Source organism: Methylophaga sp. (assembly GCF_965655755.1).
GTDB lineage: Bacteria > Pseudomonadota > Gammaproteobacteria > Nitrosococcales > Methylophagaceae > Methylophaga.
On sequence record NZ_CBFHHW010000018.1, the window covers coordinates 34687 to 48079 of the forward strand.

Annotated in this window: 16 protein-coding genes; 11 read left to right on the plus strand and 5 right to left on the minus strand. The window is 42.7% G+C overall.

What is annotated here, in order from left to right; all coding sequences use genetic code 11:
• From ACTF5U_RS07505 to ACTF5U_RS07520, 4 genes are all read left to right on the plus strand, one after another.
• On the plus strand, positions 1 to 813 hold an 813-nt coding region (locus ACTF5U_RS07505; protein WP_438971017.1), incomplete at its 5' end, for a response regulator.
• A 70-nt stretch (positions 814 to 883) separates the two neighbouring features.
• Complete coding sequence (locus ACTF5U_RS07510) at positions 884 to 1588, plus strand: DUF1223 domain-containing protein (RefSeq protein WP_438971018.1); 705 nt, start codon at positions 884 to 886, stop codon at positions 1586 to 1588.
• 22 nt (positions 1589 to 1610) lie between these two features.
• A complete protein-coding gene (locus ACTF5U_RS07515; protein ID WP_438971019.1) occupies positions 1611 to 1934 on the plus strand; it encodes a cupin domain-containing protein in 324 nt (107 codons plus the stop codon).
• A 2-nt stretch (positions 1935 to 1936) separates the two neighbouring features.
• A complete protein-coding gene (locus ACTF5U_RS07520; protein ID WP_438971020.1) occupies positions 1937 to 2995 on the plus strand; it encodes a DUF3080 family protein in 1059 nt (352 codons plus the stop codon).
• Positions 2996 to 2998: 3 nt separating this feature from the next.
• Here ACTF5U_RS07520 and ACTF5U_RS07525 read toward each other — a convergent pair whose 3' ends face one another.
• From ACTF5U_RS07525 to ACTF5U_RS07535, 3 genes are all read right to left on the minus strand, one after another.
• Positions 2999 to 4000, minus strand: a complete 1002-nt coding sequence (locus ACTF5U_RS07525) for a sensor domain-containing diguanylate cyclase (RefSeq protein WP_438971021.1) — start codon at positions 3998 to 4000, stop codon at positions 2999 to 3001.
• A gap of 177 nt (positions 4001 to 4177) precedes the next feature.
• On the minus strand, positions 4178 to 4453 hold the full coding sequence (locus ACTF5U_RS07530; protein ID WP_438971022.1) for a cupin domain-containing protein: 276 nt from the start codon (positions 4451 to 4453) through the stop codon (positions 4178 to 4180).
• Positions 4454 to 4633: 180 nt separating this feature from the next.
• A complete protein-coding gene (locus ACTF5U_RS07535; RefSeq protein ID WP_438971023.1) occupies positions 4634 to 4957 on the minus strand; it encodes a hypothetical protein in 324 nt (107 codons plus the stop codon).
• Positions 4958 to 5097: 140 nt separating this feature from the next.
• Here ACTF5U_RS07535 and mtgA point away from each other — a divergent pair, with 140 nt between their 5' ends.
• From mtgA to ACTF5U_RS07560, 5 genes are all read left to right on the plus strand, one after another.
• Complete coding sequence (gene mtgA / locus ACTF5U_RS07540) at positions 5098 to 5796, plus strand: monofunctional biosynthetic peptidoglycan transglycosylase (RefSeq protein ID WP_438971024.1); 699 nt, start codon at positions 5098 to 5100, stop codon at positions 5794 to 5796.
• Between the two features lie 112 nt (positions 5797 to 5908).
• Entirely contained in the window at positions 5909 to 6358 is a 450-nt protein-coding gene (locus tag ACTF5U_RS07545) for an RT0821/Lpp0805 family surface protein (RefSeq protein WP_438971025.1), read from the plus strand.
• A 140-nt stretch (positions 6359 to 6498) separates the two neighbouring features.
• On the plus strand, positions 6499 to 6693 hold the full coding sequence (locus ACTF5U_RS07550; RefSeq protein WP_438971026.1) for a hypothetical protein: 195 nt from the start codon (positions 6499 to 6501) through the stop codon (positions 6691 to 6693).
• A gap of 439 nt (positions 6694 to 7132) precedes the next feature.
• The gene (locus ACTF5U_RS07555) at positions 7133 to 8098 is read left to right on the plus strand and encodes a response regulator (RefSeq protein ID WP_438971027.1); all 966 of its coding nucleotides are present in this window, start codon (positions 7133 to 7135) and stop codon (positions 8096 to 8098) included.
• A 267-nt stretch (positions 8099 to 8365) separates the two neighbouring features.
• Positions 8366 to 10033, plus strand: coding sequence for a response regulator (locus ACTF5U_RS07560; RefSeq protein ID WP_438971028.1), 1668 nt, complete (start codon positions 8366 to 8368; stop codon positions 10031 to 10033).
• Between the two features lie 78 nt (positions 10034 to 10111).
• Here the strand turns inward: ACTF5U_RS07560 and ACTF5U_RS07565 are convergent, their stop codons facing one another.
• On the minus strand, positions 10112 to 10441 hold the full coding sequence (locus ACTF5U_RS07565) for a hypothetical protein (RefSeq protein WP_438971029.1): 330 nt from the start codon (positions 10439 to 10441) through the stop codon (positions 10112 to 10114).
• Between the two features lie 205 nt (positions 10442 to 10646).
• Between ACTF5U_RS07565 and mltF the strand changes: the two genes are divergently transcribed.
• Both mltF and ACTF5U_RS07575 read left to right on the plus strand, forming a co-directional pair.
• Positions 10647 to 12008: a membrane-bound lytic murein transglycosylase MltF gene (mltF, locus tag ACTF5U_RS07570; RefSeq protein ID WP_438971030.1), complete on the plus strand. Its 1362-nt coding sequence runs from the start codon at positions 10647 to 10649 to the stop codon at positions 12006 to 12008.
• A gap of 89 nt (positions 12009 to 12097) precedes the next feature.
• Positions 12098 to 12757 (plus strand): tetratricopeptide repeat protein, encoded by a 660-nt coding sequence (locus tag ACTF5U_RS07575; RefSeq protein WP_438971031.1) that lies wholly within the window; start codon positions 12098 to 12100, stop codon positions 12755 to 12757.
• A gap of 3 nt (positions 12758 to 12760) precedes the next feature.
• Here ACTF5U_RS07575 and ACTF5U_RS07580 read toward each other — a convergent pair.
• Positions 12761 to 13393 (minus strand): SDR family NAD(P)-dependent oxidoreductase (locus ACTF5U_RS07580; protein WP_438971032.1); only part of this gene is annotated, 633 nt, incomplete at its 5' end.

Below are 13393 nucleotides of genomic sequence, written 5' to 3' on the forward strand. Positions count from 1 at the left end.
GTTTGCGTTTTAAGGCCACAAAAAGTCTATCAGGAATTTTATCAAACTGTATTTGATGCCTGGAAAGTCGAATATAGGTCAACAGACGATTTATTTCAGCTCCCGGATGTCATGCCAGATTCTCTTTATCAACATAAAGCCTTAATCATTGATGCTGAACAATTGACGGAGGATAAAACACTCGTTGACAATCTGGTCGATTGTCGGGAACGTATCCAGGGAATCCATATTATCGTTGCCTGCCCGCAGTCGATGTTGGGGAGCATGCCTAAACAGATTTCGAGTCAAGCTGATCAGGTTATAAGCAAGCCGATTGATCAATCAGAGTTGTATAATGTGCTATTGACGATAGCAACAGGTGTTATTGAAAAATCGCCGACTCAGCCAATGGGAGCAGCCCTTCCCGAACAATTTGATGCCCGTGTCTTGGTGGTTGAAGACAACACAACCAATGTGGCGATTATTCAGGGGCTATTAATGAAGTTTAATGTTCGCTCGGAAGTGGCAGACAATGGGCAAGAAGCATTAAATTTATTAGCACAAAGTACGTATGACTTAGTTTTGATGGACTGCCAGATGCCGGTTATGGATGGTTATGAAGCAACAGAAAAAATACGCAAAGGTGAAAATGCGGTACAGGATCAAAACATCCCGATCATTGCATTAACAGCGCATGCGATGCGTGGTGATAAAGAGGCGTGTTTTGATGCCGGTATGAATGATTACCTGTCTAAGCCAATCGACCCGGAACTGTTACACGGTAAGTTGAGTAAATGGCTTCCGGAGCGTTGTAAACAACAATTAACCATGTAACTTAGGAACTCCATCAGTATCAGATGTTCTTAACCTAACAGCTTTTTGAACAGATATTGAGGATTTTCTGATGTACCGTTTGCTGCTGACATTGCTAATGTGTATTCAATCGACAGCCTGGGCGGTTGAATTTTCCAGTCAGGAGCAAGCTACCACTGTGGTTGAACTCTACACCTCGGAGGGTTGCAGTAGTTGTCCGCCCGCAGATGACTGGCTTTCAAGTTTGAAAAATGACAGTCAATTATTTAATACCTTATTACCAATGGCTTTTCATGTCGATTACTGGGACCAACTCGGCTGGCAGGATCGACTAGCAAAGGCGGCTTATTCCCAGCGGCAACGTAATCTTGTCAGGCAGGAGCTGTTATCACAGGTTTACACACCAGGCATTGTCATCAATAGTCAGGAATGGCGGGGCTGGTTTCAGGGTAAACGTCAACCTCCAATAAACAACGCCAAGCCGGGGAGGTTGCAAGCCAGCTTAAACGGCAATACGTTACTCGCGACGTTTGCACAGAAACGATCTTTGGTGCTGAATATGGCGTGGCTGGGAATGGGATTGGAAACTCAGGTGGAAGCAGGCGAAAATCGGGGCCGAAAACTGAAACATGATTTTGTTGTACTTGATAACTGGCAAAAATCTGGGGTGCATCAATGGCATGTGACTGTGCCTGACATACCCGCAAAAGGTCAACAGCAAACGGTGCTGGCAATATGGCTGACCAAACCGGATTCACTCGTCATCATTCAGGCAGCAGCTACTTATATTGATTGATTTGAAGGAATGACATATCTGCATGGATATTCTAGTTAACCGAGAAGAGGATAGAGATTGGATCCTGACCGATTTTATGGGGATTGAACGTAGCGTTTTAAGGCGCAACGAAAATGGTGGTCGAACCTTCATGATGCGAATGAAGAAAGGCGCACATTACCCACAACATAAATATCAGGGTAATGCTGAGTTTATGATCATGAACGGTCAGGTGTTGATTGGCGGTGTAGAGGTCAGTAAAGGTGATTACCTCTTTACACGAATGGGTGAAGAACACGATATTATTGCATTGACAGATGTTGAGTTGTTTATTTCTACAGAACAGGCGATAACTCTGGTTACTTAAACATGACTCGCCTGCTTAAAAGCTTTCTGCTTGTGGCTATGATTCTGATGCTTTCTGGCTGTGATCCCTTTTCCAGTCCAGACACAATGATGGACGAATACCTTAGTCGACTGGCGCGTGTTCTTGATGTTGATAAGCAGGCGAGGCCAGTCGAAACAGTGATGCTCATTCCGCGCGCCCGAGACAGACGTGTCGAAATACCCGGGCTGGATATCAACATGCTCGACTTCTTGTCACTGTATGGCTGTGAGTTGCAGCTTGTAGTGGGTGAGCGTAACTCGATTATGGGACGAGTGATGCCACCATTAAACCGCTTACGGTATGAACTGCGATTTATTGAATCCGCTCAAAAATGTCTGCCCAAAATTGAGAAGCAAAATCTAAAAGCCAGTCTTCAAAAAGCAATTCAACATAAACAAGACACATTATCCAAGGTCGTATGGAACGCAATATGGGCCGGGAAACCAATGGCAGAGCTGCTCAGTGTATCGAAAGGATTTTATATCACGCAAAATTCCGTTGGTGGACAGATTAATGAACTGATTGAAGGGCTTGAAATTACCCGGGATAACGTTGAGAAGATAACCACAGTTTCGGAACATGTTGATTTGTCAGATATGGGAACGATCCAACAGCAATGGACATTTGGGCATCAAGCAGGACAACTCATTAAAAGTGCTCAACTTGTCAGGACACGGCTTGAGGATGCAACGCACCTGATCCAACAACGATTAATAGATAATCCCCTGTGTTATCAAGGCAAACCAAATAAGCAGGCGCAAAGGGTGAAAGGGCTTTTTTTCCGAGTTTATATCGGTCGGATTCAACCTTATGTCTCTGATGTCAGTAGAGCGGGTAAGCGGATCTTTACTTTATTAGATGAAATAGCGACATTACAACTTGAGCCAATGCCTGATTCGTTCAAAAGCTACTATCTGAAGATGATCGATAGAAACAATGAGAAGGGACTCTGGCATCAGTTTGATAATGCGGTAAAAAACCACACAAAAAGTTGGCAGAATCTATTAAGCCAGTGCGGCATGCAACCACAGGCGAGTTGAAATCTACATTGCCTGAACCTGATTTTTGCCAGCACGTTTGGCATTGTAGAGCAGCTTATCCGCCTTACTTAAGGCAGAAAAAATACTGTCATGACTGGTTAACTGGTAGACACCGATACTGACGGTAATCTGGACATTTTTTTGCTGTGTATGAAAAAACAAATTCGAAACTTTTTCACAGATTCGCTTAGCTAATCTGACGGCTTCAACTTGCTTTGTTTCAGGGAGCAAAACGGCGAATTCCTCACCCCCTATCCGACCAAAAATATCATAGCTGCGTTTTATTGCCATGATGCCATGACTAAAATGTTTCAGAGCTTGATCGCCTACATCGTGACCAAACTCATCGTTGATAAGTTTGAAATCGTCAATATCCATCATTAACAAGCATATAGGGCGTTCATTTCGAAAGGCACGCTGTAGTTCTTTTTCACTTTCCGCAATGAATGCACGGCGGTTCCAGATCCCCGTCAACTCATCAGTATTGGCTAGATGTTCCAGGTTTTTTGACAGGTTTTCGAGTGTGAGGTTTTTTTCCAATAGTTCCAAATGGGTCTGAAACATATCGCGAAACTGGACCATGAGTCGTTCTTGTTTGTCTGTGTAATAGTGCGCCTCACTGTCCAGAACGCACAAAGTGCCAAAAACGTCACCATTAGGCCAGTTGATTGGGTACCCTAAGTAATTGATTAGATTGAACTTAACATCCGGATTATCTTTCCACTCTTCAGTTTCCAGCGCATTGTGAACAAAGAGTCGTTTATTGGTCTTGATAACACGTTCGCAATAGAGACCAGAGTTACTACACTTTTCTTTATCACCAACGATGAAGGGATTCAGTGTTGAGTTATTTTTTGCATAGACGGTGAGTTCGTCCATGTGAAAATTCATCAGAAGTGCTGCAGGTACACCCATAAATTCAGCCAGAATTTCGAGCATGCCTTGCCACTGGGTTATGAGGCCTTCTCTTACCTGTGGGTGTGGAGCGTTGATCGTTTTTGTCACGGCTCTTCCTCGAATTTTACCTCAAGAAGCTTACAGTAGTGATAAAATAAATAATACTACATACCCGCAGAGTAGGGGGGAAGGTATTTAGTTCAACTATTGCCTCGTTGTAAAAGCGGAGGGTTAACAAGTCTTTTCGACGGGAATAAAAAAGGCATCCCGCGATGCCTTTTTAACTTAGTCGTAGCTGTAATGCTTTCGCAGTGGCTTGACCACTTGCCAGAAACTGTTCAAGCCTTCCGGAAATTCGACGTAATCACCTGCCACGACATGAACTGGTTCTTCACCGTCTGGTGTGACGATAATTTCACCTTCGAGTAAATACGCTTTTTCTGTTTCATCAAAATCCAGTCTGAATTCTGAAACAGGGCAATCCCAGATTTCCCAGCTATCAACGCCCATTTCCTGCAGACGTGTTTGGCTAGGTTTTTTTTCTATTTTGATTTGCGGCATAACAATCCTGATTTGATAATGTCATTAATTGGCTTTGAGAGCGATAATAGGCGTGAACGGCCTGTAACGCACGCGAATAATAGCAGAATCAATCAAGCGCAATGCTACAAATCCGGTGGAAAAACCGAATTAGGTCTATCTCAGCAGATGCATACGATTTTTGTTGTCACTTTTGACATGTTAAAAAGCAAGCGTAGCTGCCATTTCACCATTCATTTTTACTAAGCATTGTAAGGCTGTCTTTGATTTCCAATGGCAGTCTGAGGTGACTGTAGTATCTCCATAGGTGCCAGTAAAAGTGGCGTCATCGTAGTTGTAGGGTAAGTCACCTGTTATAACCGCTTCACCGTTTACAACAACCTGATGCTCGAAACTGATCTGGTTGAAACGGCCGAGGATTTCGACTTGCTCTGTTGCACCTGCTGGCCGGTAAAATTGTTTTGGTGAGGCTGTGGTACAACCAATCATAGAGATACATAAGCCTGCCAGTAAAAATTTGTTCATAAGAGATTAAATGTCCTTGTATGAAGACTGTTTTGAATACAGCTACCTTTATACTATAAATAACGTTTGTATAAAGTCACAAGACGGATAATAAGATTCAAGTAAATCTCAGGCCTATCGTCTTCTGATAAGATGCCAATGTGAAGAAATTCAAAACCCTTTTATTTCGATGTCTGTTATTGCTGCTTCTCGCCAGTGTGGTTCTTAGTCTATTAATGGTGGTCCCATTTCGTTGGCTTAACCCACCTCTTACCATGGTGATGGCCGATCGCTGGTTAGAAAGTAGTGATGATTTTTATCTGCATCAGGAATGGCTGAGCTGGGATGAGTTACCCAAGCAGGCAGCATTGGCCATTGTCACATCTGAAGATCAACGATTTCCGCTTCACCAGGGATTTGATATTGAGGCAATCATAAAGGCAGTTAAACAAGCTAACAAAAGTGGCCAGTTGCGAGGGGCAAGCACCATCAGTCAACAGGTAGCCAAAAACATGTACCTGTGGACGGGGCGAAGTTGGCTTCGAAAAGGGCTTGAAGTCTGGTTTACCCTGTTGATTGAACTGACATGGGGAAAGCAACGGATTCTTGAGGTCTACATGAACATTGCAGAGTGGGGCAATGGAGTGTTTGGACTGGAGGCCGCTAGTCGCTATCATTTCAATAAGCCAGCATCACAACTCTCACCTATGCAGTCAGCCTTGCTGGCATCAACGCTACCCAGCCCTTTGAAATATGACCCTGCACGACCTGCACAACATTTAGTCGATCGCGCCAGATGGAATCTAGAACAACAACGAAAATTAGGTGGCGTTAGTTGGCTCTCTCCAATAAGCCAGTAATATCAAAACACTCTGAAACAATCAGTCAATTTAACCCTCTTCTTCCCTGTAAATGAACCCTTTAAAAAATAGTATTGTCTGATGTATGAGTTGCTGAAAATAAGGATAAGCCATGAATAAAGTCATAACACTCTTTAGCATTGCATCATTATCTTTGGCTGTTGCCGGTTGTTCGCTTGACAAGCAAACAATGGGTACTGGTGTTGGCGGTGCAGTAGGTGGCGTTCTCGGTGCCCAAGTTGGCGATGGTAGTGGTAAAACGGCTGCTATTATCGGCGGGACACTTCTAGGCGCCATTATCGGTGGAAAAATTGGTGCTGATATGGATGAACTCGATCGTCGCCGTGCAGCAGATACTCTGGAAACCTACCCAACAGGCAGAACAAACACTTGGCAGAACCCTGACACAGGTGCTAGCTACGACTTTACACCAACCCGAACCTACAACACTTCCGGTCAGCCATGTCGTGAATATGACATGGAGGTTTTTATGGATGGTCGTAGAGAGGTTGTCACAGGAACAGCTTGTCGCAATTCTCGTGGTGAATGGGTGAATCAATAAAGTAATGAAAAGTGCAGAAAGTCGGCTAAGGTCGGCTTTTTGATGTCTGCCATCTTAATGGCTTAAAACAGGGATGTCATAACACTAATTTTGTGATACAGATCACATGTTGAAGAAAATAGCTTTCAAAAGGAATTGATATGAATCTATTGGATGTTCTGCTCACATCTGGCCGGGTCTGGCTTTTCACTCTAATCGGCATCGCAATAGCCGCTGGCGTCTGGTGGTTTTTACCTGAATCTAGCGATCGCCTTGCTGTCAGTGGCTGGGCCATTACAATTGGTTATCTTGTCGGTTGGATGGTATCGATGTTGTCCGATAGAAACACAGAGTAATGAGATAGGGACGGAAGTATGGAAAATACTTCAACCCCGGAGGAATAAATGGAAGTAGCCGAAAATTTATTTCAGAACAACCAACACCAAGCCTGCAAACATAAGCTACAAACACGAGTCTGATTCAAACAAAACCGGTGTCACTAGAGAGGTGATAGTGGGGAGTCAATCACAAAACCATCTAGTAATTACTTTTGTTTTCTAAAACATGTATAGCCATAAAGTACAGGTCCAAATTACTGTGGGTGGGCAATCCATGGTGGTCTCATTAACAGTATTTGGGATGGAGCGATTTCCTATTCCCACGATCATCTAAAGTTGATCTTCATTCGTTTAAGATACTTAATGTACTTTTGTGTTTTCGATGATATAGAGTTTGTTGATGGCATTTTAAAAATATCGGGACTATAGTGCAGTAAACACAACGAACTGAGTACGCATGAAAGTCTTGATTGTTGATGATGCTGAAATAGACACCTTGGTGTGCCAGAAAATAGTGGAAAGTCTGGGTTACACGCCTATTGCTGTCCGTTCGGCAATCGAAGCGAGTGAGTTGCTTAATCAGTCAGGTGCCCCCGACATCATTATTCTTGATTGGATGATGCCAGAAATGGATGGGATGGCGTTATGTAAGATTATCCGCCGTGCTAATTTCATCATAGATCCTTTTATTTTAATCATGACATCCAATTCTGATAAGCATGCAGAAGCGGAAGCACTCAATGCGGGCGCTGATGATTTTATTTCCAAACCTGTTAACAGAATCGATATGGAAGCCAAACTAAAACTTGGGCGAAGATTGATTAAAACACAGTTGGAGCTATTGCTGGCGAACCAGAGACTATCAGAAAAACTGGAGTTTGATGCCGTTACAGGACTAAAGAGCAGACAGGCAGGATTACAAGCCATTGCGGCATCGCTATCGCGGTTGTCCCGGCATGAAGAGAAAGAAGGTTTACTTATTCATTGCCTACTCAAATTTACCAGTAATAAAGCACAGTATTTCAAACATGATTTACTCGATAAACTGTATTTCGAACTTGCAAGAAATTTGACCCAAGCGCTCAGACAAAGTGATGTGATGGTACGATTTAAAGATGATGAGTTCCTGTTTTTTGCAGAGAGCGATCCCGAAAGCCACCATATTGTGTTGTCCCGAATTGAACGTGCTATTCAACAGAGTAATTTGAGTAGTGAGTCAAAACTCAATATTTCATGGTTAGTTGCCGGGATAGTCATTACCTATGAGCAGGCGTTGACGGCGATTCCAGTGTTACTTCAGAACACAGAAGAACTATTAGCCAAGCTAACACTCTCAGATAAAAATGTTGGCCTGACCTATCTTTCACCCGTATTGACTGAAGCTAAGGTGTTAGATTTTACCCAGTTTAGAAGTACAAGATAGAGAACAATCCCTCAAATAAAATCGCAGAGAAGTTTCTCATCTTCTTTCTGCATTTAATACAATAATAAAACAACAACATAGAGACTAAAATGAATGAGAATCTGGTTGTGGTTTTTACCCTACATTCATGATTTTTGCTTAAGAACTGTTTGATAGATGATTATGTCATTACCGAATGAATGGCCCAACAATTTAACTTTCATTTTTCTTCCTCGTGACCTAGGTTTTGGGCTATGATTCACACGCAAAGATCATATGGGGTTTGCTATGAAAGCACCAAAGATACCGGTGTCTGAACTAAAGCGTATCGAGGCACTTTATGGTGCTGAGTTGCTAGATACACCCAAAGAAGCAATGTTTGATAATCTGACGAAATTGATTACAGCAATGTTTGATGTACCAATTGCTGCCATCACGCTGGTTGATCATTCCCGGCAATGGTTCAAATCGATCCAAGGACTGGATGTCTGTGAAACTTCACGTGATGTCTCTTTTTGCGGTCATGTGGTTCAAGCTGAAGATCCGATTATTGTTGAAAATGCCCTTAATGATGACCGTTTCTTTGATAATCCGCTCGTCACTAATGAACCCAAAATTGTTTTTTATGCGGGTATACCAATTCGTTATCGTCAACATGTCATCGGCGCTTTATGCATTATAGATACACGGGAACGTTCACTTACAGATCTTGAAATCCAAAGGCTGAGAACATTTGCCGAGGAAATTGAACTACTGATAAACCTACGCCTCAAGAAAGAGAACGCAGAGTCTGCTAATGATGCGAAAACGGCATTTCTGGCTAATATGAGTCATGAGTTGAGAACGCCGATATCGGGTGTGATTGGTGTCTTGGAAATACTTAAACTCAGTAAGCTGAGCCAAGAGCAGCTTAATCATCTGGACTTGGCGAGAAATAGTGCTGGTCATATGTTAGCCGTTATCAATGACATACTCGATTTCTCGAAAATTGAAGCTGGAAAACTCACTCTTCAATATGAAACATTCAATCTACAGCAACTATTTGATGAACTGATTGAAACATTCACTATTAGGCAAGAAAACAATAATAAATTCGCTCTCACCACTGATTGGGCCAAAGATGTTTTCGTTAAATCGGATTCAGTAAGAATTAAACAAATTTTATTCAATTTACTCAGTAATGCTGATAAGTTCACCTTAAACGGTGAAATAAATATAGAAGCCAGATTAAAAGAAGTTAGCCAGAATGCGTGGGAACTTCAGTGCTCAGTTAAAGATTCTGGTATTGGCATCAGCGAAGAGTACCTGAATCGGCTGTTTCAACCTTTTGAACAATTGGAGAATCAAGCCTCCAGACGCTTTGAGGGCTCAGGATTGGGTCTAATTATTTCTCGTAAGTTGTGTCAGGCGCTCGGAGGAGAAATTACCGTTAAAAGTCAGCTTGGAGAGGGAACAACGTTTGAATTTCTCCTTGAGTTGAATAAGTCAGATACTCGCCAGCCTAAGACGTCCTATTCAAGCTCGCTTACTTCAATTGATAAACAGCGATTGTCGGCACTAAAAATATTAGTTGCCGAAGATGACATAACGAATAGGACAATCCTCGAATATTTTCTGAGGAAATTTAATATTGAATTTGTCTCAGTATCCAATGGTGAACAAGCACTCGGAATATTGACTTCACAACAAAATGAATATGATTTGATTCTGATGGATTGTCAGATGCCCGAAATGGATGGTTTTGAAACTACGAAAAGAATACGCGCGGGAGATGCAAGTGAAAATTATCAGCAGGTGCCGATTATCGCGCTGACCGCAAATTCACTTCGAGGCGATAAAGAAAGATGCCTAGCAGTGGGTATGAGTGACTATCTTACTAAGCCTCTGGATATAGAAGCGCTTGTCGAACGGTTATTAAAATGGGGGCGTTCTCGCCCTGATACGGTTCAGCTTTGATTTTTAAACATACATTTCAAAAGAAGTCTTGATTGATGCCTGTATTAAATTAAGTGGTATGAAGCGCTCTGTTAAACATTAGGTAACGGGCTCCGTGCCTTGCTGACGCTGAATGCAAGCATTGAATATGAGTTCATGGATCTCATCGGCTGATTTCGTGACAGGTTCTATAAAAACCCGTTCAGCAATAATCAACAGATCGGTCCGGCCCTGTGAATCCTGGTATATGTTTTTGATCTTCGCTTCAAACGTTTCCCAATTATCACCTTCTTGTTGGCGGATCTTCTGTATTTCAACCGCCGTGCCTGCCTGATAGGCACAGCTTGTAATGTTGCCCCGTTGTAATGGTTCAGCTTGTATTGACAGGGTGAAGAAACAAAGCCCGACAAAAATCAGTCTCATCATCATAGAAAATACCTCACATAATTCGAACCGTGTTAGCAGATGTAAATGTTGTGCGCAATTAGATTGTTCCAGCACTTCACACGAATAAAGAGACAGATTACTGCAACCCGGGTTCAAAGTATTAACGCTGCGCGATTAAAACAAGAGGTCAGTTTTGATTGACCGGTTGAAATTGGAAATTACGACACATCGATGGCATGGTAGATTTATGGATATTTATAAAGTACTGATTTTTTCCGTAATTTTATTTTTTGTTGGCTGTAGCAGTGAATCAAACCAGAACCAACAAAGCAGAACCTTTGAACAGATAGAAGCGTCGGGAGAGTTGCGTATTGTGACACGCAACGCGCCGACGACCTGGTATATCAATGCCCAGGGCGATCCCACCGGTTTTGAATATGATCTCGCTAACATTTATAGCGAGCACCTGGGATTAGAACCCACCTTCATCGTAAAAGATAGCATTTATGAGATATTCCAGGCATTGCAAGAGGGCGAGGCTGATGTGGCAGGCGCTGGGTTAACGAATTTGCAAAGCAGGAATGCCGAGTTTCTTGTGGGGCCGCAATACGATAGCCTACATCAAGTGTTGGTCTGCCACCGGGATGGCTTCAATCCGGAGGGGTATGATGAACTTTCTGAAGTCAGCATTAGTGTAATTGCTGACAGCAGTTATGCTGAGAGACTCAATGAAATAAAGCAGCGACATAATCCTACGCTTGAATGGCAAGAGACAGATAATCACTCCACTGAAGAGTTACTCGAAAAAGTGGCTCGAAAGAAAGTCGACTGTACAGTATCAGATTCGACGATCGTTGAGATTAACCGTCGTTATTTCCCTGAGCTTCGCGTCATGATGCAATTGACGGATCTACAGTCAATAGTCCTTTATCTTCCAAGTGAGGCCAAAACGTTGCAAGGAAAACTGAAAAAGTGGTTTCAGCAGTTTGAAAAAACGGTTGAGATGGATAAGTTGGAAGATCGCTATTATGGCTATTTCAGAGAATTTGATTATGTAGATGTCAGTGTCATGAAACGTCGCATTGATAACCGTCTACCCAAATACAAAAAATATTTTAAAGCTGCATCAAATGAATATGACTTGCCACTGCTCACAGTAATGGCTCAGGCATACCAAGAATCGCATTGGGACCCCGAAGCGGTGTCACCTACTGGTGTGAAAGGGATTATGATGCTGACACAAAATACGGCCAAATCGCTGGGCATCAACGAACGAACGGATCCTAAACAAAGCATATTGGGTGGCGTTAAATACTTGAAAAAAATGTATGAACGCTTTAAGCCCGAAATTGAATCGGAAGACCGGCTTTATCTGGCCTTAGCTGCATATAACGTGGGAAGGGCGCATATGCATGATGCACAAAGTTTGGCACGTGATCTAGGAAAGAGTCCCTATCACTGGCATGACATGAAGGAAGTCTTGCCACTTTTGTCACAGAAGAAATATTATAAAAAACTCAAATATGGCTACGCTCGAGGTACGGAGCCCGTTCGCTATGTTCAGCGGATTCGCGAGTACCAGCATATTCTCGAAAATGAGCTTAATTAATGTGACCCGCCAATGAAGCATCTTCCACTGTGAAAGGACTTTTTCGCTCAGTTTCTTGTCTCTGTTAAACACTTCCAGAGATTGTAACGATGTTAAGACTCAGACAACTACTGCGATTACTTCCTTTTTTATCGCTCATTTTGTTAGCCACAATGGTCTCAGCAACTGAGAATGATAAGTCCATGAATGTGGCACTTGCGATGGAATTGCTGACAAATGATGGTATTGATGTCACTACCCTGCCTAATCAATACGAACAGTTCGTGATGGATCTGGTGGTGCAGTTGGATGCGACACAGTTAGATCAACTCAGACAGATGGCCGATAAAGGAAATGATGATGCCCAAACCGTCGTCGGGTTAATCTACAGTCTGCCGAATGAAGCGGGAAGAGGGCAGCTTCTGTCAAATATGGTTGTCATTCCCTCACCGGAGATGCGTAATTACGTTGATAATTTCAAACTTCCAGTAACTGATCTGGTTGAGCGTGATCCGAATACAGCCATTGAATACCTTGAAAAAGCAGCAGCACAAGAAAATACATTTGCGGAAACGCTTTTAGCTGAGACGATTATGCAAAAAGAAGGGAGTAAGCCGGACTTTAAAGCATCACGGGATTATTTCCATCGAGCAGCCTTGAAAAATCACATACGTGCTCAAATTGGTCTTCTGCAGGTATCAGCTATTTTGGGAGAAGATGTCGATCCCGTTATCATGAGAAAAATATTCAGTGAAATGACAGGGCAGTGAGTTTTACCACTCTATTGGTTTAAACTGCCAGTCGACAAACGAGACTTCTCCGTCTGTTTCAAATCGTGACATGTTCGAAATCAATTGATCCGCTACAAATTCTGGGCTAAAGAGTTTGTCAGCAGGCACATTCTTACTAAACGGACGAGACAATGAGGTATCCGTTGTTCCGGGATGAAAGGCCAGTAGTTTTACGTTAGGGGCACGACGAGCATACTCAATTGCCGCCGACTTTAGATACATATTTAAAGCCGCTTTGCTGGCACGATAACTGTACCAACCGCCATAAAAATTGTCTTTAATACTACCGACACGAGCACTGAAAACGGCCACATGACAGCGTTCACTTTGTTTGAGCACGGCTAATAAGTGCTTTAGCCACAAGACTGGAAGAATGGCGTTAACCCCGATGACATGCTGCATGGCATCAATATTGAGGTCTTCCAACCGCTTTTCAGGGCTGACATTGTCATCGTGTAGTACTCCTAGACAGATAAATACCTGATCAAAGCTTTGCTTAGCATGAGAGATTAATGACATGATTTCGGCCATTGATGATTCACTGTAATCCGACTGATGCCAAGATATATTCGGAAGAGAGACGGGTTTTTCACCACGACTGACCGACACAATCTG